21 protein-coding genes are annotated in these 19,022 nt (G+C 40.1%); 2 read left to right on the top strand and 19 right to left on the bottom strand.

Annotated features, from left to right (window positions below):
- Positions 1-126: 126 nt before the first annotated feature.
- From D0T49_RS04295 to D0T49_RS04265, 7 genes are read right to left on the bottom strand one after another with little or no spacing between them, the layout of a single operon-like run.
- A complete protein-coding gene (locus D0T49_RS04295) occupies positions 127-489 on the bottom strand; it encodes a D-Ala-D-Ala carboxypeptidase family metallohydrolase (RefSeq protein WP_163629357.1) in 363 nt (120 codons plus the stop codon).
- The gene (locus tag D0T49_RS04290; RefSeq protein WP_163629356.1) at positions 476-907 is read right to left on the bottom strand and encodes a hypothetical protein; all 432 of its coding nucleotides are present in this window, start codon (positions 905-907) and stop codon (positions 476-478) included. Before D0T49_RS04290 ends, D0T49_RS04295 begins: the two co-directional genes overlap by 14 nt.
- Before the next feature lie 9 nt (positions 908-916).
- On the bottom strand, positions 917-1,309 hold the full coding sequence (locus D0T49_RS04285) for a hypothetical protein (protein ID WP_163629355.1): 393 nt from the start codon (positions 1,307-1,309) through the stop codon (positions 917-919).
- Positions 1,310-1,312: 3 nt separating this feature from the next.
- Complete coding sequence (locus tag D0T49_RS04280) at positions 1,313-2,788, bottom strand: leucine-rich repeat domain-containing protein (protein ID WP_163629354.1); 1,476 nt, start codon at positions 2,786-2,788, stop codon at positions 1,313-1,315.
- Positions 2,785-4,407, bottom strand: coding sequence for a hypothetical protein (locus D0T49_RS04275; protein WP_163629353.1), 1,623 nt, complete (start codon positions 4,405-4,407; stop codon positions 2,785-2,787). Before D0T49_RS04275 ends, D0T49_RS04280 begins: the two co-directional genes overlap by 4 nt.
- A gap of 3 nt (positions 4,408-4,410) precedes the next feature.
- Positions 4,411-5,532: a hypothetical protein gene (locus D0T49_RS04270; protein ID WP_163629352.1), complete on the bottom strand. Its 1,122-nt coding sequence runs from the start codon at positions 5,530-5,532 to the stop codon at positions 4,411-4,413.
- Positions 5,529-6,374 (bottom strand): hypothetical protein, encoded by an 846-nt coding sequence (locus tag D0T49_RS04265; RefSeq protein ID WP_163629351.1) that lies wholly within the window; start codon positions 6,372-6,374, stop codon positions 5,529-5,531. The genes D0T49_RS04270 and D0T49_RS04265 overlap by 4 nt, the downstream gene beginning before the upstream one ends.
- A gap of 41 nt (positions 6,375-6,415) precedes the next feature.
- Here D0T49_RS04265 and D0T49_RS04260 point away from each other — a divergent pair, with 41 nt between their 5' ends.
- Together D0T49_RS04260 and D0T49_RS04255 are read left to right on the top strand one after the other, a co-directional pair.
- The gene (locus D0T49_RS04260; protein WP_163629350.1) at positions 6,416-6,730 is read left to right on the top strand and encodes a hypothetical protein; all 315 of its coding nucleotides are present in this window, start codon (positions 6,416-6,418) and stop codon (positions 6,728-6,730) included.
- A 48-nt stretch (positions 6,731-6,778) separates the two neighbouring features.
- Positions 6,779-7,129 carry a hypothetical protein gene (locus D0T49_RS04255; protein ID WP_163629349.1) on the top strand — a complete coding sequence of 117 codons (351 nt, stop codon included), beginning with the start codon at positions 6,779-6,781 and terminating at the stop codon, positions 7,127-7,129.
- An 18-nt stretch (positions 7,130-7,147) separates the two neighbouring features.
- On the opposite strand, the gene D0T49_RS04250 is transcribed toward D0T49_RS04255, so the two are convergent.
- The 12 genes from D0T49_RS04250 to D0T49_RS04195 all read right to left on the bottom strand — a co-directional run bounded on the left by D0T49_RS04250 (position 7,148) and on the right by D0T49_RS04195 (position 19,022).
- Complete coding sequence (locus tag D0T49_RS04250) at positions 7,148-7,552, bottom strand: hypothetical protein (RefSeq protein WP_163629348.1); 405 nt, start codon at positions 7,550-7,552, stop codon at positions 7,148-7,150.
- Between the two features lie 34 nt (positions 7,553-7,586).
- Positions 7,587-10,043 carry a hypothetical protein gene (locus D0T49_RS04245; protein WP_163629347.1) on the bottom strand — a complete coding sequence of 819 codons (2,457 nt, stop codon included), beginning with the start codon at positions 10,041-10,043 and terminating at the stop codon, positions 7,587-7,589.
- A gap of 2 nt (positions 10,044-10,045) precedes the next feature.
- The gene (locus tag D0T49_RS04240; protein ID WP_163629346.1) at positions 10,046-13,381 is read right to left on the bottom strand and encodes a hypothetical protein; all 3,336 of its coding nucleotides are present in this window, start codon (positions 13,379-13,381) and stop codon (positions 10,046-10,048) included.
- Positions 13,359-14,051, bottom strand: a complete 693-nt coding sequence (locus D0T49_RS04235) for a hypothetical protein (protein ID WP_163629345.1) — start codon at positions 14,049-14,051, stop codon at positions 13,359-13,361. The genes D0T49_RS04240 and D0T49_RS04235 overlap by 23 nt, the downstream gene beginning before the upstream one ends.
- A gap of 86 nt (positions 14,052-14,137) precedes the next feature.
- Positions 14,138-14,632 (bottom strand): hypothetical protein, encoded by a 495-nt coding sequence (locus D0T49_RS04230; protein WP_163629344.1) that lies wholly within the window; start codon positions 14,630-14,632, stop codon positions 14,138-14,140.
- 72 nt (positions 14,633-14,704) lie between these two features.
- Positions 14,705-14,905: a hypothetical protein gene (locus tag D0T49_RS04225; protein ID WP_163629343.1), complete on the bottom strand. Its 201-nt coding sequence runs from the start codon at positions 14,903-14,905 to the stop codon at positions 14,705-14,707.
- Complete coding sequence (locus D0T49_RS04220) at positions 14,905-15,768, bottom strand: hypothetical protein (RefSeq protein WP_163629342.1); 864 nt, start codon at positions 15,766-15,768, stop codon at positions 14,905-14,907. Before D0T49_RS04220 ends, D0T49_RS04225 begins: the two co-directional genes overlap by 1 nt.
- A 15-nt stretch (positions 15,769-15,783) precedes the next feature.
- A complete protein-coding gene (locus D0T49_RS04215; RefSeq protein WP_163629341.1) occupies positions 15,784-16,395 on the bottom strand; it encodes a hypothetical protein in 612 nt (203 codons plus the stop codon).
- A complete protein-coding gene (locus D0T49_RS04210) occupies positions 16,343-16,879 on the bottom strand; it encodes a hypothetical protein (protein WP_163629340.1) in 537 nt (178 codons plus the stop codon). Before D0T49_RS04210 ends, D0T49_RS04215 begins: the two co-directional genes overlap by 53 nt.
- Position 16,880: 1 nt before the next feature.
- The gene (locus D0T49_RS04205; RefSeq protein WP_163629339.1) at positions 16,881-17,042 is read right to left on the bottom strand and encodes a hypothetical protein; all 162 of its coding nucleotides are present in this window, start codon (positions 17,040-17,042) and stop codon (positions 16,881-16,883) included.
- Between the two features lie 67 nt (positions 17,043-17,109).
- Entirely contained in the window at positions 17,110-18,330 is a 1,221-nt protein-coding gene (locus D0T49_RS04200) for a phage major capsid protein (protein ID WP_163629338.1), read from the bottom strand.
- Entirely contained in the window at positions 18,330-19,022 is a 693-nt protein-coding gene (locus tag D0T49_RS04195) for an HK97 family phage prohead protease (RefSeq protein ID WP_163629337.1), read from the bottom strand. The genes D0T49_RS04200 and D0T49_RS04195 overlap by 1 nt, the downstream gene beginning before the upstream one ends.

Here is a 19,022-nt window from a genome sequence, read left to right as displayed (position 1 = left end):
AACAAAAACCCAATGAGCAAACAAAGGGATGAAATAATTACTACGTGTTTTATTTTCATCCTTCAATTTCGTCTGATGTTTTCATATCTCTAAATTTTTATTCCACATATCCAACCGCGCTTTTTATTAGTACATCCAAATGATTTCCTGTGTATGTTGTTCTGAATCATCCGCATGAATAAAAGACTTGGCTATCCCGATGCGTTTAAATCCCGCCCGAATAAGCGCGTTTACTATTTTCCAGCGGTTAGCATCCGAATTACACCGTATATCTACTGCCTGTCCTAAAGTATGCGCACCCGTTCCGCTTCTGCCTTTACTTTTATCCCATTCCACCGAACGATAAGCACAGGTTAAAACAAAAGGAATCCCCGCAATCTCGCGGGCTGTGTCCAGTTTACTCATCGTGCTTTGCTTCATATCCTGTAAAGAACACGAAGGTGTGAGCTGTTGAAATTCTACCTCTTTAAAATACTTACTTGTTATCATTGTCCTTTTCCTCTACTTCAATTATATCTACTTTCTTGCTAAAAAACTTGAATATGTTTATTTTTATCTTCTTCCCCTTACTGGTGAAGTAGTTTACATAAATACTCTCCAGTTCTATCCCGTATACCACCAAGAGCATGATAAGGGGCAACAGGTCTATCCCAAAGGGATTGCCAAAAGCCTTACCGAACACATAAGCAAGCATTACCCATATCAGGTAATTACATATCTTGTCGAATGTGCGGCGCAAAGCCCGTGAGCGTTTTATGACTATTTTCTTTGCCTTAGATGCAAGTATGCCAAACCTCAAATCTGCTATCGTAAGGGCAAATGCAAGGATGAAAAGCCATTTCGACCACGAAAGGAAATCAAACAAATCAAGCAGTATTTTATCCGTATAGGTAGTTATTTCGTTCATCTTTAATTATTACTTGGTTTTGACGTAAGGCAATTCAGTTTCAATCTCCTGTATCTTTTTAGTCCAGCTTTGTTTTGCTTCTTCTGCTTTTTCAGGCTCTCCCAAAGCAAGGTATTTTTGCCATGCCATATAAAGCGGGTCGCTTTCGGTTTCATACCTCTGTTGGCGTTTAAAGCGGATTATCTCGTTTCTTTCAGCAACAGTTAGTTCCTGTTTTTTTATTTGCATGTTCCAAATTTCGTACACCGACGCTGTTTTGTTTGCTTCGTAAAATGCCGTTTGTTTGTCGTTTAGCAGCAAGTATGCGATGTTTATGTCTTCGTATTTTTCGGAGGTTTTGTAGCCCTCCGGAAGTGCCTTTGCAAAGGCGAAAATTCGGTTTTGATGGATGTAGTATTTCATAATTTAATCAATGTAAATATTTCTCGAATTAGCATCTGTTTCAGCATTTGGATAAACAGATAACAGGCGTTCTTTATTTGTATTGCCTATTGTGAGCGTTTTTATGTCTTCGGGTGTACCTGATGTTATATTTATAATTGACTGGTTCACACTTTCGGCACTGAGAATGTCGCTAAAATCAAACTTATAATTAAAAGCCGTACTGGTTAAAGATGTAGGAGGATTATAAGGCGCATTCAAAGTCAGGTCATTTATATTTATATTGCCTCCAAAAGCATTTGCCCATATACTTACGATGGTAGTTGGGATGGAAAGGCTCGTTATTCCGACATTACCTGAAAAAGCGGATGCCCCAATATTAGTCACTCCCTCCGGAATTACCAATGCACCTTGTCGGGATTGATTATCCTGGAAGGCAGAATTGCCGATACTCCGAAGTGTTCCGGGCAGTGTGTAAGGCGTTGTTACCCCTGTGCAATATGCCATCGCATTTGTTGATATAATTGTTATTTTATTGCTCAGCACTATATCGTGTATCAACCTACAATTATACATCGCCCCTGATGCTATCTCTGTTGTGTCATTATGTACGTTGACGTCTGTTGTTCGCGTTCTTGATACGGCTAACAAGCGGGCATGTCCGGCGGTATAAAGAATATTGTCGACAACAGAATAATGTGGCGAATTACTTGTTATCGTATCATATCCTATACCACTAAAAGCGGCATCTCCAATGAATGAAATGTAAGGTGAAATTACTATATCTGCTACACTTGCCTGAAACGTTGGGCTAGTCATTGCAAAAGCCGAATTCCCTATCGAAGTGAGCGATTCGGGTAAGTTTAATGCCGATATGCGGTGACACCAGCTAAATGCACCAGTTCCTACACTGATTAATACCTCATTGAACTCAATGTCGGTTATATAATAGTTATAAATAAACGCGTTATTCCCGATTGTAGTAACCAAAGGGGGGACGTGAAGCACTCCCGATAAGTTAATACAGGCTGAAAACGCACTGTTTTGAATGTGGATAATAGCCGATAAATCTTCAACATGTACCTGCTTCAAGTATCCTCCGGCTGCAGTTATGGAATTATATTTTTTTGTAATATATCCCCAAACAGTGCCATTTGGCAATGCGCAATTATATATTCCGTTTGGAGTGTTATCGTCGTACACTATTATATAACGCGCTGTTGAACCAGTGGTAAACGCATTTCCTTCCGATGTAAATGTGTCGTTTCTCCTTCCATCAACTACCTCGCTAACAAGGTAGCTGACTCCCAATACAGAAGATAATGTTAGCGGCAATGAATCGGTATAGGAGTAAATATATGCAGCATTTTTCCGTACGCTTTTTTCGCGGATAAACACATCATATATATCAACAGGCTGTACGCTTCTATCGAAGTCGGCGGGCGCAATGTATGCTTCGAATCCTAAATAATCAGGAGTGTTGAAAAATCTTCGTCTCATAGTGCTGCAATTCTGATTTCAAAAACGGGCTTGCTGTTTTTAACTCGTTGCGTTTCTTGTATTAATAAGTGTAACTCAACGCTGCCATTTGCTACAAGGGGCGTTGAAGAGCTATCTGTTTTGTTTACCATTTCATACACTGCGTTATCTCTTGTTATATCTGCTGTAGGGATAACAATGTTTGTATTAGTGGTGCGTGCTCCGGCATTTACAATTAACAGCAGCTCGGTATTTTTATCCGGTATCTCAGCAGGGAAAGCAAGAGTGATATTACCTGACGATTCGGCACAAGCAGCGTATTGCCGCTTATTATCGAAAGACAAGGGAACGGAAGATGTTACGCCATTAGTAAAGGTAGTAGTGTCGTATTTGTTGGCTTTACTATTTAATGCCTCGCTTATCTCGTCCAGATGTTCTTTTATTTCATCAATATCTTCTAATGAGCTATCTAATTTGCCTACGTATAGCCTGATACCCTCTTTTATGTAAATAATTCCATCATTATCTCCTGATATGTATATTCTGTTTGATTTATCAGATGTTCCGAAATTATAGTAGAATGATATTTTAGTCCATTCATCAGTTATTGCGAATTCATCAGATGTACGATTGCCATAAGGATTATCTATAAGAAATTTAGCTTTAACACCTATCGGTTTACTGGCTTTAACGATAGCAGATACAGTTACCATTGCACCCGAAGCAATACTTAAGTTCAAAGGTCTTGGGTCTATTCCTATATAAGAAGAGTTAGAAGGATTAATTCTATCCAAAGTAGCAATTCCATCTGCATCTACAGCGAAAGAAGTATTAGAGGATGTGTATGAAGACTTGTTGTCTTTAAACGTTTTCTTAATTATATCTATACCGCCTTTATGTATTTCTTCATTAACTTGTGATAGTATTTTTGCTGTTGGTGCAGTTACAGTGGAATCACTTAATGCAGTAGCAAGGCTTGAAATTAGCAGATATTTATTTAATTCTGTTTTATCACTTTTTTTGCCTAAAGCCGTGTCTATATTATCCAGCACTTCTTTCAGAGCCTCGTTGTCTTTGGGCTGTCCCTCTATGTCAGCGAATGAAATAGTAGCTTCAGCCATCAAGGGATTACTGGCGGTTCCATCGCCTGTAAGGGTAACGGTGGGGGAATCGGCGGTGTGAACTATGGTGTCAATCACATTCACACAGCCTGCAATGTATTCTTCCTCGGCATCCACACAGCAATAACCCTGTTCGTTGTACGTTCCGCAACGGCAGGTTGAATCGTTTGTAATATAGAGCGAAGATTTGCGCGTTTCTACATTTGTGGTTACTACAGGGCTTCCCTCTATTTGGCGGTAAGTGATAATATCCCGTGTCAGTTGCCCGGTGGTAAACTGCGGATTGTCGAAAACAACGTAGAAATCACCTCCTACAACCATTGTATTGTGATGTATTCCCGTTTCTATATCGTAATACGCCTCATAACGTACTGTGCCGCCAAAATCGCGATAAACAAACCGAATTGGAAAGTTGAGCGGGTCGAGCCTGTTTCCGTCCTTGTCGAATATTATTTGCTTTACAAGGAAATTGTTTGTCTGCTTGTTGATGTAGACTAATTGTTTTTCGTTGCAGTTCATAGCTTAAATTGTTATTTCTTCGCTTGTACCATCAGGATAGCATTTGTATTTTTTACCCGTGCTTAATTCTATTACCAAGAAATTATTTACTGCGGTGAAAGATAATTCGGGTACGTTAATTATTCCAATGGGGCGGGCTTCGTAATGATATTGTCCATCATTAGAGCTAAGTACTGATTCTCCATCTTGAAGTAAAGCTGATGATTTATTGAAATAATCCACCACTATAGGGGCTGTTATCGTTCCGTTTTCTGTTTGGCTACCTAAATTTGCTGTAGCGAGTGCTACATTGGATATTGGCACGCCTGTGTTACGTCCACTGCCTATGCTATTTTTGACTTCGGGGTAAGCCTTCCAAGAATAATCTCCGCTCCAGTTTATGTTATTTCTGGTATAAATCTTATCGGCTTCAAATTTGAATTGATAGTTATTGTTCCCTATGGTTGTTTGTATGGCAAAAAACCGTTGCTCCGAATCTGTTTTTTTTACGGAATATAGAAATGCACCACTTAAAGCAGTTAGATTGTTGTTTAGTTCAGATTCACCAATTAAAGATATTAGAGCCTGAGTGTTTGAATTGTAGTGTTGAAATTCTGCTTCGTCGTTCTTTCCTTGCAAATCGGAATGACTTTTTATCACATATTCGTACCAGTCTACTATTGTTCCGTTTGTGTTCGTTCGGACGTATATTTTCCCGTCGTCCTCAAACTTGAACTGAACTATGCTACGTCCACTGTCAAATATACGGTGAATGACCATGGTATTGTTGTAGTCACCTGCATAGTACTGATATAATCCCGATTCGTAACTCGAACTCGGGGAAGTGAAAGCCGTATTTATTTCTGTCAGCGACACCTTTCTTATTACATTTTGGGTTGATAAATCCCAATGCTGGTAGGCGTTTTGACTGTTTTTATCTGTTGTACGGTTGTGAGGTATCGTTACGCCGCCTGTGGCGATTAATTCACGTAATTGACTGAATAGGCTTGCGCCGGATACTTTTTCCGCATTGCTTCCGTCTTTCTTTATTACTGCGTAATGCTCGTCAAGCATGGTGTTGGCAGTAGCGGAGTCTCCGAATAACTCTCTGTATTCTTGGTGTAATTCTCTGTGTTCGTAAATCATAATATCCTGTCTTGTATATAAATTTCTCCCTTGTCAGAGGTGTATATCTCGCCTTTGTCAGAGGTATAAATTGTTATTGTGGGTATTTCTATTGCTTGCTCATGCAGATTATCGAGTTCTATTGGAATCTTGAAAATTCGCATGGGATAGTATTCTCCTATATCTATTTTTTCAATTTCCGCGCCCTCTGATTTTTTTACAGATACGCTATCCACCCTTACATCTGTTCTTGAAAATATGCTTGCCAATTTCCATCCTGCCCAGTCGGGAACTCCGTTACTATCGCCTATGGTTAGCGTTTTTGAAAAATAAGAGAACGAGGACATCAGGTGAGCTGCATAATTCTGGTCGCGAAACGATTCGTCCTCTGTTTTATACTCATTTTCTCGATATAAAAATCCGCCCTTAAATCGAATGTCGAAGTAAAGGTTTTCTTTTGTTTGGGGATTAATAAACACGGTGTCGTGCTCATTTCTTGAATGTGAATACCTGATTTTTACCGTGTTTTTCAGGCACTCATCGCCCACAACGTTAAACCATTTTGAAAACAAAACGACACCTCCGCTATTTGCTATTTTTAATTCGTAGCATCCTATTGGTTTTGTAAAGGAGTAATCGTTTATATTGTACTGTTGGTCGAGCGGAAAGACAACGGGGGTGATTTCGGAATCTATGTTGGTACTCAAATCTTTTACAAATAGCGATATGCTAATGTCTGTCTTGATTTGCATACGTATCAAATCCGTATCAGCGAAATTCTGAATGTAAAGAACATCTTCTTCGTTGGGAGTCTGATATTCGCGGGTTAATAAGCTGCTATAATCGGATATGAATACTGGCATTTTATCTATTTTACTACAAAAATATAGATAAAATCTATATCATGGGAAGAAATTTAAAAAAAGAGGAAAGAATTAGTAAAGAATCAGACAGAAAAATAAAAAGGGGCGCAATGCCCCTTTTCTCTATTATTTACAACAACACGCCTTTCTGTGTAAGTTCCAGTTTGAATCAAAAAAAAAGAAAAACGCAATTTATATTAAATGATTTAATAAAAATAGGATGTATTATTCATACATCCTATGCGCAAAACAATACATTGGGATTTTATGCCAAAATGTTTTTTAGTGATTTCTACAAATGTAGAAAAAGTTTTTGGAATGGCAAGGGATTTTGCGGGAAATATTTTGTGTGTTAAAATATTTAGATACTTTTGTGAAAATGTTAAATATATAAAGTTTTAAATATGGATTTTTCTATTATTATGATAATAATTGTACTTGCTTTGTCATTAATGATTGTGAGTGTTTCGGATAATAACTCAAAAAACACAACATCAAAAAACAATAATGATTCAGGTGTTAAAAGTACGTCTTATCAAAGCCACAAGCAATACAATCCATATACAAAGTATGGAAGACGCAAGGCGCGTGAACAAGCTGAAAGAAACATTAGTAATTATACACCCGAAGAAAAGCGGAAACACGATAATACCATGCTTGGATGTAATGCGTTGCTTGTAATAATATTTATCGCTATAGCATTAATTATTCTTGTTGTATCAGGACCGGAAGCAATGATAAAATGGTTGAAATAGGATTAATTAAAATTACAGTCATCGCCTTTCTCTAAATCGATGATTCCCTACAATTAAATAGCCATTGTATAAATCGAAAGCGTAATCCTCAATTTCATTAAAATACCAATTATCGCTTGATGTGAACTTTATTTGTGTTTTGTTATATATATAAGATGCGCTATATATAACAATGTCGGACTTGTCGTCCCACAAAAGAAAACTTCCTATATTACAGTGAACTCCATCTGTACCAATGGTAATGTCTAAATAGTGATTCTTATTATCAACATCCACCAAGTGCCTGTAATCGTATAATACACTTTCAGATATTTCTCCTTTGCGTAATTTAAAATCCTTATCTGCTCCATATTTTTCTTTTACATACGAATTGCATGATGCAAGAACCATCAGAATAGCGAAAAGAAAGATTGACTTTTTCATAATAAACTGTGAATTTGTACTACAAAATTAACAATTAATCTTTAACGGCAAGCAAAATCCACTCTTCTTTTTTATTGCGGCTGTAGTTTTTCGATACCTGTTTTATATATCCCTTGTAAGTGTCGTAGCCCCCTAAGTCGTTTCTGTACGGAAACAGCACCAGCCCGTTGCGCTCGTCGGGTAGTTCTTTAAACGTTCCTACGTCAATCATATAATACACAGGTTCGAACAGTTTCTTGCTTATCGCTATGTTCGAGTATATGTCTACCGCCACCTCTGTGCCGCTTCGGGTGTCTTTTACTACTCCCTTGCGGTAGTTGGTGGTAGATGCATAGGTTATCTCTTGGGTAATAATGCCTATCAGGCTTTCGTTCTCTTTTATCAGGAAGTAGGGGTTGAGTATGGCATTGTATATTCTACCGCCTTTGTATTCGCTGTAAACGGCTTTATAATACCCATAATACGCTCCTTCCTCTGCAGAGGCAAGCTCGAACAGGTCGTTATCGCTTGCGCTGTCCTTAGTGTCCTCGTCGTTTGGCATATCGCCCCACGGGTCGCCTTTGGCGTCTTTGTCGGATGCGTTCCACCGCTCCCATATAGTAAACTCTATGCCATAGGGGTCGGCACGGTAAGGGCTTATCAGCGACAGTTTGCGCTCGGTGGCTCCCACGTGCCCCGTGGAGTATTGGAACGTACCGTTCAGCTCGGCTTTGCCGTTGTAGTTGGAGTAGTCCACCTTTTTGTATCCCGCCTCTATCTGGGTATAGGCAAAGTCGGGGTTCGATTCCTCTGCCAGCTCCGCCACCTCGCTTGGGGCAAGTTGGAGTGTGGTAACGTCGCGGCGGAAATTATCATCGCGCTTGCGGAACGTTATTTTACCGCCCTGTATGTGGTACTCGTAGCCCTTGCACTTTATCCACTCGATAAAATCTTTGAGCGAGGTATGTACATGGGCGTTTTCAAAATTACGCAGGGTTTCGCCAGCGCAGAGTAGGGGGGTATAGTCTATATTGCCCCATTCTATCGCGCTGCTGAAAGCTCCCGCGTTCATCCTGTTGAGCAGCGACCGGAGCAAGGTTTCGGGCTTTATCACATCCAGCTTTATGTCCTCGTTAATGGTTTGCTGCCAATACACACGGAAGTAGTCGAAGACGGATATTTCGGCACTTCTTGCTCTGACGTATTCTGCGAGTGGTTCGCCATATATATATACTACAAGGCTTAATACTTCGTTTTCTGACGAAATGATTGTTGTTGTGTCAATTTCAACGTCGGTTGCAAAATCTTCATCTCCTTTAGGGGGGATGTTCTTGCTGTAAACCTCTGTCCGGGTCTTTGTATTCAGGTTGTATTTGTATAAAAACAAGGTGGCGCTTCTTATTACTAATATAGGCCAATAAGAACATACTACCCTGAATTTTGCAGTAATCCTTACTTCGGCAGGAGTGGTGGCGGTGGTTCTGGAAGTACCCCGTAGGAAGTGTTCGCTTCCTCTGAAATCATCCTCGTCAAACCATTTATTGTTTTGTGTACCAAGTTCAAATACAGAGTGTCCGGGTACGGTCTGTATTTCGTCGAACGTAATAGGAATGGAGTATAAAACCCTGTTATCGTTTTGTGTGGTCTGGTCTACTATTCCTACCGGCATTGTAAATCTTCCTCTCGAACTGATTAGTACGGGCGTATAGTTAAATTGCCGCGAGTCTTTCAGTTCTGCCACCGGTATATCGTACTTGGTGCTCCCTTTGGAGTTTACGTACTCCTTAAGCACGGTAGAGTTTACCTCTACCGATATTTGCTCAGGAGTACGCTTGTAGCTTTCGAAGTCGATGTTAAATTCTTTGCGGAAATAATAAACGTGCCAGTCTATATCGTCGCGCTTGTACACTATTATCTTGGCGCGTGCACGTATGCCCTTGTCGTCGTACAGTTGTTTTATCAGGTCGTAGCCCGATATATCCAAGTATCGCTTTTTGCGCTGGTTTATCAGTATGGGGTACGACTCGCTCGATATAACGCCCGATGTGCCCTCGCGCTGGTCTATCACCTCTATGTCGCCCCACGAGCTTACGTAGGGTGTAATGTCGGTTTGCGTGCCTATGTGTATTTCCATAGGCTGTGTCCTCGCACCGTTTTTGGCGTACGAGCACATTATGAATAAAGTTCCTGCGGGGATGGTAAATTTCATCTCGTTGACGGAGTTTTCGGGCGAGTCGGCCGTTGCAGGTGCAGGGATGTAGCTTGTTTGCGATTGGCTGTCTAATAGGGCTATTACCGCGTCGCCGTATATACACCCCTTGTAAACCACCTCTGTAGGCTCTGTAATATCGGTAAGCCCTATAGTCCCCCATTGCCAGTTTTCGCCGGGATACTGAACCACATTCCCTGTGCTGTCTACAATAAGACGTTCCCCGTCAATCATAACGATGTCGTCTCCGGTATATACTCTGAAATTCTCGTCGGCTAATGTGTATTTTGTAATTGGCCCCATAATTAATTTCCTATTTTTAATTGTTTAACTCCTCTGCTTGGTGCGCTGCCGCTTTGTTTTGCTATCAGTTGCTTTAACAGATGGTTTGTTTTGTCTGTTTTTTTAAGTTGCTCTTTGTTTTCCTGTACTACTATGGTTTGCATGTCCCTGTTTATACCTGCATAGGCTGCTATTTCCATAATGCGCTTGTCGGTAGGCTTTAATGGTATTACCTTAGTGTGTTTTTTCAGGTTTACAATCTGGTCTTTTGTTGCAATCCACGTTTTGTCAGGCTCTACTACAAGTTCTTTTTGCCCTCGTTCGCCCACACGTGCCAATCCTCCCTCGTGGTCGCTCGTACCGAAGAAGTATTCGGGTATCGGTTTTGCAGCCACTACAGCCGCCTGTGCCGCCCCTACTCCTATAACCCACGGTATTAAAGGAGCTGTCAGCGGAGTTGCTGCATAGTTTACTATCCCCATGGCCGTACGTATGCCTATTTCAAAAAGGGCTTGCAGTTTATCGTGTCTTGCCTGTTTTTGCCGCAACTCTAAATCTTTTTGAGCGTACTGGTTTTCGATTGCCATTTTTTGTGCTTCGGCTTGCTCTTTGGAAATGACTTCTGATTTTAACTGACGGTCGATTCTTGCCGTTTGCTCGTCGTTCCATCGCTGCAGCGATTCGTTCTGCCTTTCGAAAGAATTGTCGACCAATGTGTCAATGAAATTCCAACCCTCTTGGGCGGTTTTCTTTTTCAGGTCGAGCATTTTTTCCTGCAGCATGGTTTCCTGTTCAAGCTCGTAGTCGCGACGGGCGTCGTTTATATCCATCTCTACTTTAACCAATTCCAGAGCCAGTTTTTCTCTTTGTTCCGAGCCTTCTTTGTACAGAGCCATCTCTGCCTCAATCGCCATTTTGGTGTTTTGCAGTTTGGCGTTGGTGGCTTTATAGTTAATATCGAGTTGCTTAAAGTCCGTATCGTTGCTGAATCCAAATACTGATGCGATGATTTGAGCGATGTTCATATTATTCATCTGCTGTTCAAGCTGTTTTTTTGCGTGCTCAATAGCTTGCGAGCGCGCTTTCTCGCCGAGTTTTATCAGGTTGGTTTGCTGCTCTATTGCATCTAAACGAATCTGGTATATGTCCTGTTGGTAAGTTTTTTCGGCTTTCAGGTCTTTCTTTCTCCTGTCGTCATTAATCTTTAGTACGCGGTCGTTATGGTTTTGGATAGCATTTTCTTCTGATTGCCGGAGGATGTTGTTAGCTTTAGTGATTCCTTCGTTCACTTTCTCAGCATCGGTAATTCTTTTTTTATTATTTTCTCTACGTTTATTGAGGGCTTCCATTTCGCGCTTAAATTCCTCGGAATCTTCTTTTCCCTTGTATTTCTTGCGGAGTTCAGCCTCTTCGTTCAGGTATTTGTTCTCTTTTTTTATTACATCTTCGCGTATTTTATTTATATCTACATACTTTTCCTTATTTGCATCTATGGCTTCTTGTATATTTCTTATTTCGGCGTCTCGTGTCTCTTCGGAGTTCCGTATCGCTGTATCTGCATCAATTCCGTTAAGTTTTAATGTAGAAGCATAGTAATTGGTAGCCGCAGCTTCTCTTTGTTTGAAGTCGTTTAAAATACCTTCGGTTGTTGTTTTTTGTTTATCTTGTTCGGCTTGCGCCAGCGTGTTAATTAAGGCAGCGCGCCTCTCGTCGTAGTAAACACGCTTGATATACATATCCTTTGCTTTTTCGATGGTGCGTTTACTTTCTTCATCCTTATCGCTATTAGGAAACAGGTCTATATCGGCTCCGGCTGCAAATTCAGATAATTCTCCGAATAATTCAAAATATTCCCGTATGCCTTGATTTGCTTCTTCTTGTAAGTTATCAGCCTGAACAGCTCGCTTGAATAACACATTTATTTCCGCCCTTGAAGCGTTCTCGTTTTCTTTAATAATTTTTCTAAGTATATCTCTGTGCCTGTTAAATTGTTCTTCTTCAATATCTACCTTGCTCTTTATTTTGTAATCCGGCATATTTGTGTTGCTATACAGTCTTTCTTGTCTGGCTCTGTCGAATTGTTTCTCATTTCCATCTTTATCCAAAAAAGACACAATGTCTATATCGGGTGAATTGAATCCGCCAAATAGCTTATTATACCACTTTACCTGTTTGTCTCTTCTTTTTGCTTCCGCCTCGCTTGCTTTGTTAACCGCTACTTCGAGTATGGTATTAGCATAAGCCATCATCCCCATAGCCTTAACATAATCTTCGGTTTTGTCAATAAGATTCTGATGTGCTGTTGCTAAATCTTGCGTTTCACCGAGATTTTTACCAATGGAATTATTATACTCATTCAGGGCGTCGGTGGCGGTAATATAAACGCCATCTACGTTTTCCAATATCGCTTTTAACCTTGCCGTTTCTGTAAAGGCTTTAGTAAGTTCGTTATTTCCGTCTTTCAAAGACTTCATAAAATCCTGATGTGCTTTTTTCGCTACTCCAACCTTGCCTGTGAAAACTTCCATTACTTCATCGCCATACATAATGACTAATGTGCTGGCTGCTACCAATATGGTGTTTATAGATAGAAGCGATTTGGCAAATGTTTTTAATGCTCCCCAGTTGCCAAGTTTTTTACCCGTAGCATCTACACTGTTTGCAAGGAATTTAAACCCATCTGCCAACTGTGGTAAGTTATTTGAAATTGCCATAAACCCGATACGGGTGGAAATAGCGAAGTTCGGAAGCTCACGCATAAGTTGTGTAAGAGAGAATGTGGCATAAGTAGCACTACCCATTTTACCTGCCATTTTACCTGTCTGCATCTGTAGTTTCGAAATTTCATCTCCCAAATTCTTAGCTTTACCTGCTGCCGTCTGATACAGCTTGCTTTCTTCTCCTTTGGTTTTCAGGGTATATTGAGCTACCCTGTTCCATCTTTCTTGTTCAGCTATCAGTTTTTCAAGCTGGGTGGTGTAAGCAGATAGCATTGTAGCACGCAGCTTCTGCTCCCTATTTAGAGCCTGCAAGTCGATTTTGGCTTGTATGTTTTGACGGTTTAAGTTTCGTTCAGCTGCCTCTAATTTTTGCTTAAGCCTTACGAGTTCGTTAATCAACCTTTTTTGCTCATTGTAAACACTTGTAGTTTTTTTGGTCGTATCGTTATGTTTTTCAATCAAATCAGCCATCGTCTTAGCGTCTATCGAAAGTTTACTGAACTCTCCCGACACATTTACCGCCGCCTTGAATAGCGATTCTAACTCGTTTACAGTCTGTGGCAGAAGTTTATTCAGACGTTCTATTTGTGCTGCTGCTTCTTCGGGGATAAAGCTTTTATTTGAAGTTTTTTTTGCCATTTTCAAACATTATTTTTTTTACCAATTGTTCGTAATCTTTGCTATAACCTATATATTCCGACAGGGTAATGTCAAGCGTAAGCCTGTAAGGCAATTCGAGCGTTTTGTTGAATATCCGTATGTTTTCGATAAATATGCTTCGTGGGCTTTTTTCGGGTTCCTGTGTTTCAGTAAGCCGTTCGTACCTGTCGTTTTCTTCTTTCAGTTTTATCTCCTTGCTACGAATGAGGGCTTCGATGGTTTTAATCAAATCATCATGCTCTTCTTTGTTTGTGGGGATTTTTTTTACGATGTGCAGCTTTGATTGCAGTTGACGCACTACCTCGTCATACCTTCCAAATACAACGAGGTTCAACGCTATTGTCAGCCAATTAATTTGCGATTGGTAACGGTAAATTTCGCGCACACAATCGTCTTGTTTTGTTTTTTGTTCCGTGCCAAGCTGATTTGCGTATTCGTTCATAAGCCGCAATACTGCCTTTCTGACGATGGATTTCATTACTATTCCACGCTCCTTAATCGACATCGGTTTGTTCTCATATACGGCTTTTATGTAGTTGTCTACAGTGCACGTGTCGCACGTGTCATTCAGGGTAAACAACGAGTAGTAAATAGCCCTTATCTTCTTCTTTATCCCAGCAGGTTTTGTGCGAGTGGTATATTTTTCCATTTTGTTTAAATACTACACAGGTTTTTTTATCCGTATTTGCTTCTGATTGCGCCATTGCTACAGCGTCTTCCAGTGCTTTGTTTTTTTTAATACAATTGCAGGCCATTCATAAAATAGTTATATAAGTAATCTGACAGTCCGTTATTCCAAAATATGCCGATTGATTCATTTGTAAAGCCAAGTATATCGCCGTACTTACCAAGAAGCATACTGCTTTTTTCGTCCGACGACGAAACGAGTACTCCCTTTCCGCTTGCATCCACTCTTATGCCTCTTTGAAAATCGCCCGTCAGAAATAGGTTTGGCGTTCCATACGCCCTTGAGGCAAACATATTCTTATTTATTATGAGGGAGTGGTAATTCGGTTCCATGCTTTGCTTGAAATCGGCATACTCCTTGTTCCGATACGTTGGTTTTATCTCGTTTGAGTTAGCGTCCCTGCCAAACAGAAGCTGGTCTCGCACGAGCTGAGAAAGCGTACCGTCGTTTGCTTCCAGATATTCGCCCACTGCTTTGTCTGTATTGTTAAGCCTTTTCGATAGGGTTATAACATTGTTGTATATATCTCCTAAATCAATCATAATAAGAAAAAGAGCAGGCAAGCCTACAAAACCGACTGCCTGCCCTAAAACAACACAATTAAAAAAATGGAATTATGTACTCTTTTTTTTTGCAACAATGGTATCATAAGCATCTCCTAAGGCTTTCTCAAACTTAGCCTTGTCTGCTTTGATATGACCGTTCGTTTCAACCATCGCTTTTATAAACGATTCTTTGCTTTTTGCGCTAATAGCTGCCTGTGCTTTAAAAGCAAAGGTCTGCTTGTCCAGTTTGATTCTGAATGTTTCTCCCATTATGCTATTGATGTAAAATATTTAACCCCGTCGATTCCAAATACGTTTCCATCTATCAGCGTCTTTAATCCCGCCACCCTGATAGGGGAGGTAGTGGGTACGATAGTAATTGTGCCTGTATCTTCGTCGTAGGTTGCCGTAGTGACAGCCTCGCCCGCTTTGTTAATAAACATTTCGGGGCTTACCGCAGAAGCGAAAAGACTGGTATAATCCGTGCCTCCGCATTGCGACACTACTTTGATTACCCCTGTAGATACTTTCTCTACTACCACTCCGGCTAATCCTTCCGGGATAGTTTCTACGCTTATAACATGGCGATTTTTACGTTGATGGTCGTAATTTACACCGTATCCTACCCGCACAAGGATACTATACGCAGTACCTGCATTTGCACGGGTTTCAGTAACAAATATATCTGCATCGTGCCCATAAAAACCTGCCGTTCCGTTTGCTTCTTTGGCATAGCCGCGAAGTTTCATGTGGCGGTCGACAAGAAATACATCCCAATTACCCTCAAGGTCTTTCAGATTTTTGAACATACAATCTCCGGCTTCTACCGTGAATGTTTGAACAAAACCATTTATATTAGTTACCCTCGAAGAACCGTAACTTCCAACTTGTGCAACATTGGCATCTCCCCCCTCTGCTGCTGCATCGGCAAGCTTTAATACAGGTATTAATTTCCCTTCGTTTATGTAACTCGCCAGATTGTCGTTAAATTCATCTTGGTCTAACGGAAACGGCGTTCCACTTGGAGCTAAGAGCATAGCTACCGGAATTTCCTCTATTACGTCGCAACGCTCTTGTTTGGTGTGTCCTGTTTTGGACAGGCAATTACCTATTACTCTTCCTAAGTATGACATATTATTCTTTTTTTATTAGCGGCAACCTTCTTTCTTTAAATTGATTATTAAGTCGTCGCATAAATTTGTATTAACAGTTAATTTTAAATTGTGTATTTCTATTGCTGATATAACATCGTTGTATTTGGCAAGAATCATATCTTGGTCGTCCGAAGTTGCATAATTATCATAATAATCATGGCTCGGAACGCCATAGGACAATATTTCAAGAAATTCAGCCTTCATTATCTGAGCTATAAACTCTTCGTATATAGGTCGCAGCAAGGGACTGAACGTTTTCTTCTCCCTTTCTTGCGAGGTGCTGTTTGGAATAACAGGGTTTACAATACAAATAGAAAAGCTATGCTCCCTCTGAAATCCCGATACAGATACTTTCTGAGGAACAATATCGAATACAGCCGGATACATAAATTTAGCTGATTTATTGGTGTTGGTTAGTATGTCGGATATTTCGCTCTGACTTCCGGCATAATAAAATATCTTACCCCCCTCACCCAGCACTCCGCGCCTTACCAATTCGAGGTTTACGCGGCGTGTTAATATGCTTCCTATGTCGATGTGTGTTAATATCATATCAGAAATACCATAATACACCAAAGTTATGCGGACAGAAATTGCTATCTGCATAGCCTTTGTAAGCGTCCCAATTATTCAGTAAAAAACGATAAAACTCTTTTACACCTTCCAGCATATCTCCCCAGACCTTTATTTGAAGCTCGCTACTTGACACATCCTGAGAATAAGTGCCCTTAAGCCTTATTTCTCCTTTCTGCGTTGACTGAGACGTGTTTCTTCTGGTAATGAATACAAACACATAATTAGCGCATGGTGAATACCTGTATTTTCCTGATTGTTTGAACAACTCACTCTTAAGCTCTTCCCATATCGGATTTACAGTAGTTTGTTTTAATCCATTCAGGAAATTTTGGTATAGTGTTTTACCTAATAGCTTAGTCATAAACTCAGGTTCGTACTTATGGATAAACCATAAAGCATTCTCCTGTTGTGCTTCGGTCATGGCTTCTGCACCATCCCCAACCGTGTCCGAGTTCCAGACTAAGCGGGGAAGGTACAATTCGCCCTGAAAATATGTTTGGTCGAGAAAAATCATCTTATTTTACTTCTGTTTTCGAGGCTCTACCGGATTTAACCAATGTTTCGGCATGAATGGGATGTACTTTGTAAATCTTCCCTTTTTCCATGAACGAACTCTTTCCTGTTCCGTAAACCTCTACTTTTTCTTCAAGCTTTACGATGTCTTCCTTTTTTGCCATGTCTATTTTATTTTTTTATTTGAATTAATTTGAATGTTTGTTATTACGAGATAATTAAGCAGCAGGCTTACGCCTCAAGGGCTGCTTTGATGGTAGATAGGTCGCCATACATAAAAGCTCCCAAATCAATGCTATTCCAGTAGTCGAATATTCTTTGCTCGCAAATGAACGTTACCAAGTTCTTTCTGAAATCGTCATTTTCCCAACCAGCCTGTAGGGTAACTTGGTTCTTAGGTCTAACATTCCATTTTGAAGAGTCAATTAAAAGGTATTTGCCTGCGTCAATGCGCGTTGTTTCAACAATCTGCAGTTGACGAAGAACTCCTTCGACCTCAATCTTGATATAATTACCAGTAGATGTCTTGGTCAGGTCAATCCGTGCCACCTCGGTAGGATTTAAAAAAACCATGTCGGGATAAAAATTCAACAATCGCATTTGAAGAACTGCCGCACGGATAGCATCTGCATCGTTCGGTAGCGTTATTGTGCCGTCCAGTCCCGTAGATACGTATCCTCCCGCAATAGAAATCATTCCAACAGGCTCATCCCCTCCTGCTCCTGTTAACAATTTGATGTCAATCTGTTCTTTCAAGTCTTCTGTCATCATTTTTCGAATTTCAGAAAGCATAAAGTCGTAATCTTCGAGCATTTCAGTAGACACCTTTGTTGAGGCGGCTACTTTCTTTGCGTTAGCGGTTTCTTGCTTGTACTCCCAATCCAAAAGAGGCTTTATTGTACTTTCTGCTATAAAGGCAGAACCTCCTTCTTTGTTTATTCGATTTGCCCAAACGATAACCGATGCCGATACTGCGCCTTTGGCAACTCTGTTATAGATAGCATTTTTTTCTCTTGGGGCTTCGTGGATAGTTCGGTCAATCATATGACTTGCTAACAACGGAGCCTGAGCTGATACATTGGAAGTAAGCATGGTTGTCGGGGCTTTTATTTCCATAGAAGCTGTTGCCCCTTTGTTTTTTAGCGATTTAAATTCGCCAGTCTCAAAGAATGACTTGAACTCTTTGTCAAATTCGTCCATCGAATCGATAATAATTTCTTCCGCTTTTTGCTCCAATGTCTTAATGGCTTCTTTCATAGAGTTCATTTTTGTTTCTATGTCTGAAAGCCCATCTACCCTTGTCTTGACTTCTTCAAGATTATTCATTTTTATTTCTAATTCTCTGATAGTGGCGTTTTTGCTTTGCAGGTCATCCACCATAGAATTATAGAATTGTGCAAATTCAAGATTTTTGCCTTCAAGTCCATTTACGTCGATTTTCTTGTATTCCATTACTTTAAAAATTTAAGTTTAGTTATATCCAGACTGTCTGCTATCGGCTCTTTCTTTTCAAGTGGGTCGACCGGCTTATTTTTAATGAGTGATTTTAATTGCATCAACTGGTATTTTCGTTCTTCTTTTGTTTCTATACTTATCAAACTATCTAAAATTAGATTTGCGCTATCAAACGATTTCAAATCAGTGATAGTAGCACCCTCGTGTCGAGGAAAGGTTACAATAGAAATTTCAAATAGTTTTATTTCTTTTACTCTGCGTATATATGTCTCGTCCTCTTTTGCTTCAAATTCTGATTTTACAACCTTAAAACCAAAACTAAAATCGGTGTAGATTCCCTCTCGTATTTTAGTTTTAAGCTCCTCTTCTGCGTTCGATATTTTTATTTCACAAAAAAGCCCATAATCATCTTCATTGGCCTCTATCAATTTCCCAACAAGATTGTGTAGATTATGGTTAAGGCAAATCTTTATTTTATCTTTCCTTTCGGATATAGTTTTCCTAAATGCGCCTTTCTCTACAATATCAGAAGCTATGACCCAGCGATTCACGTTTGGGCACCATGTCTCCTGACTGATATCAGGGGTGTTAAAGACCGACGCGTATCCCTTGATTGTCAAATCTTTTGATTCGGCGTTAAAATCAACGCTTTTTATTTCGAACCTTCTGTTTTCTATTTCTTTGCTCAT

This window comes from Paludibacter sp. 221, from assembly GCF_010501035.1.
Lineage (GTDB): Bacteria > Bacteroidota > Bacteroidia > Bacteroidales > Paludibacteraceae > QVMH01.
This window is presented reverse-complemented; position numbering and strand designations above follow the sequence as displayed.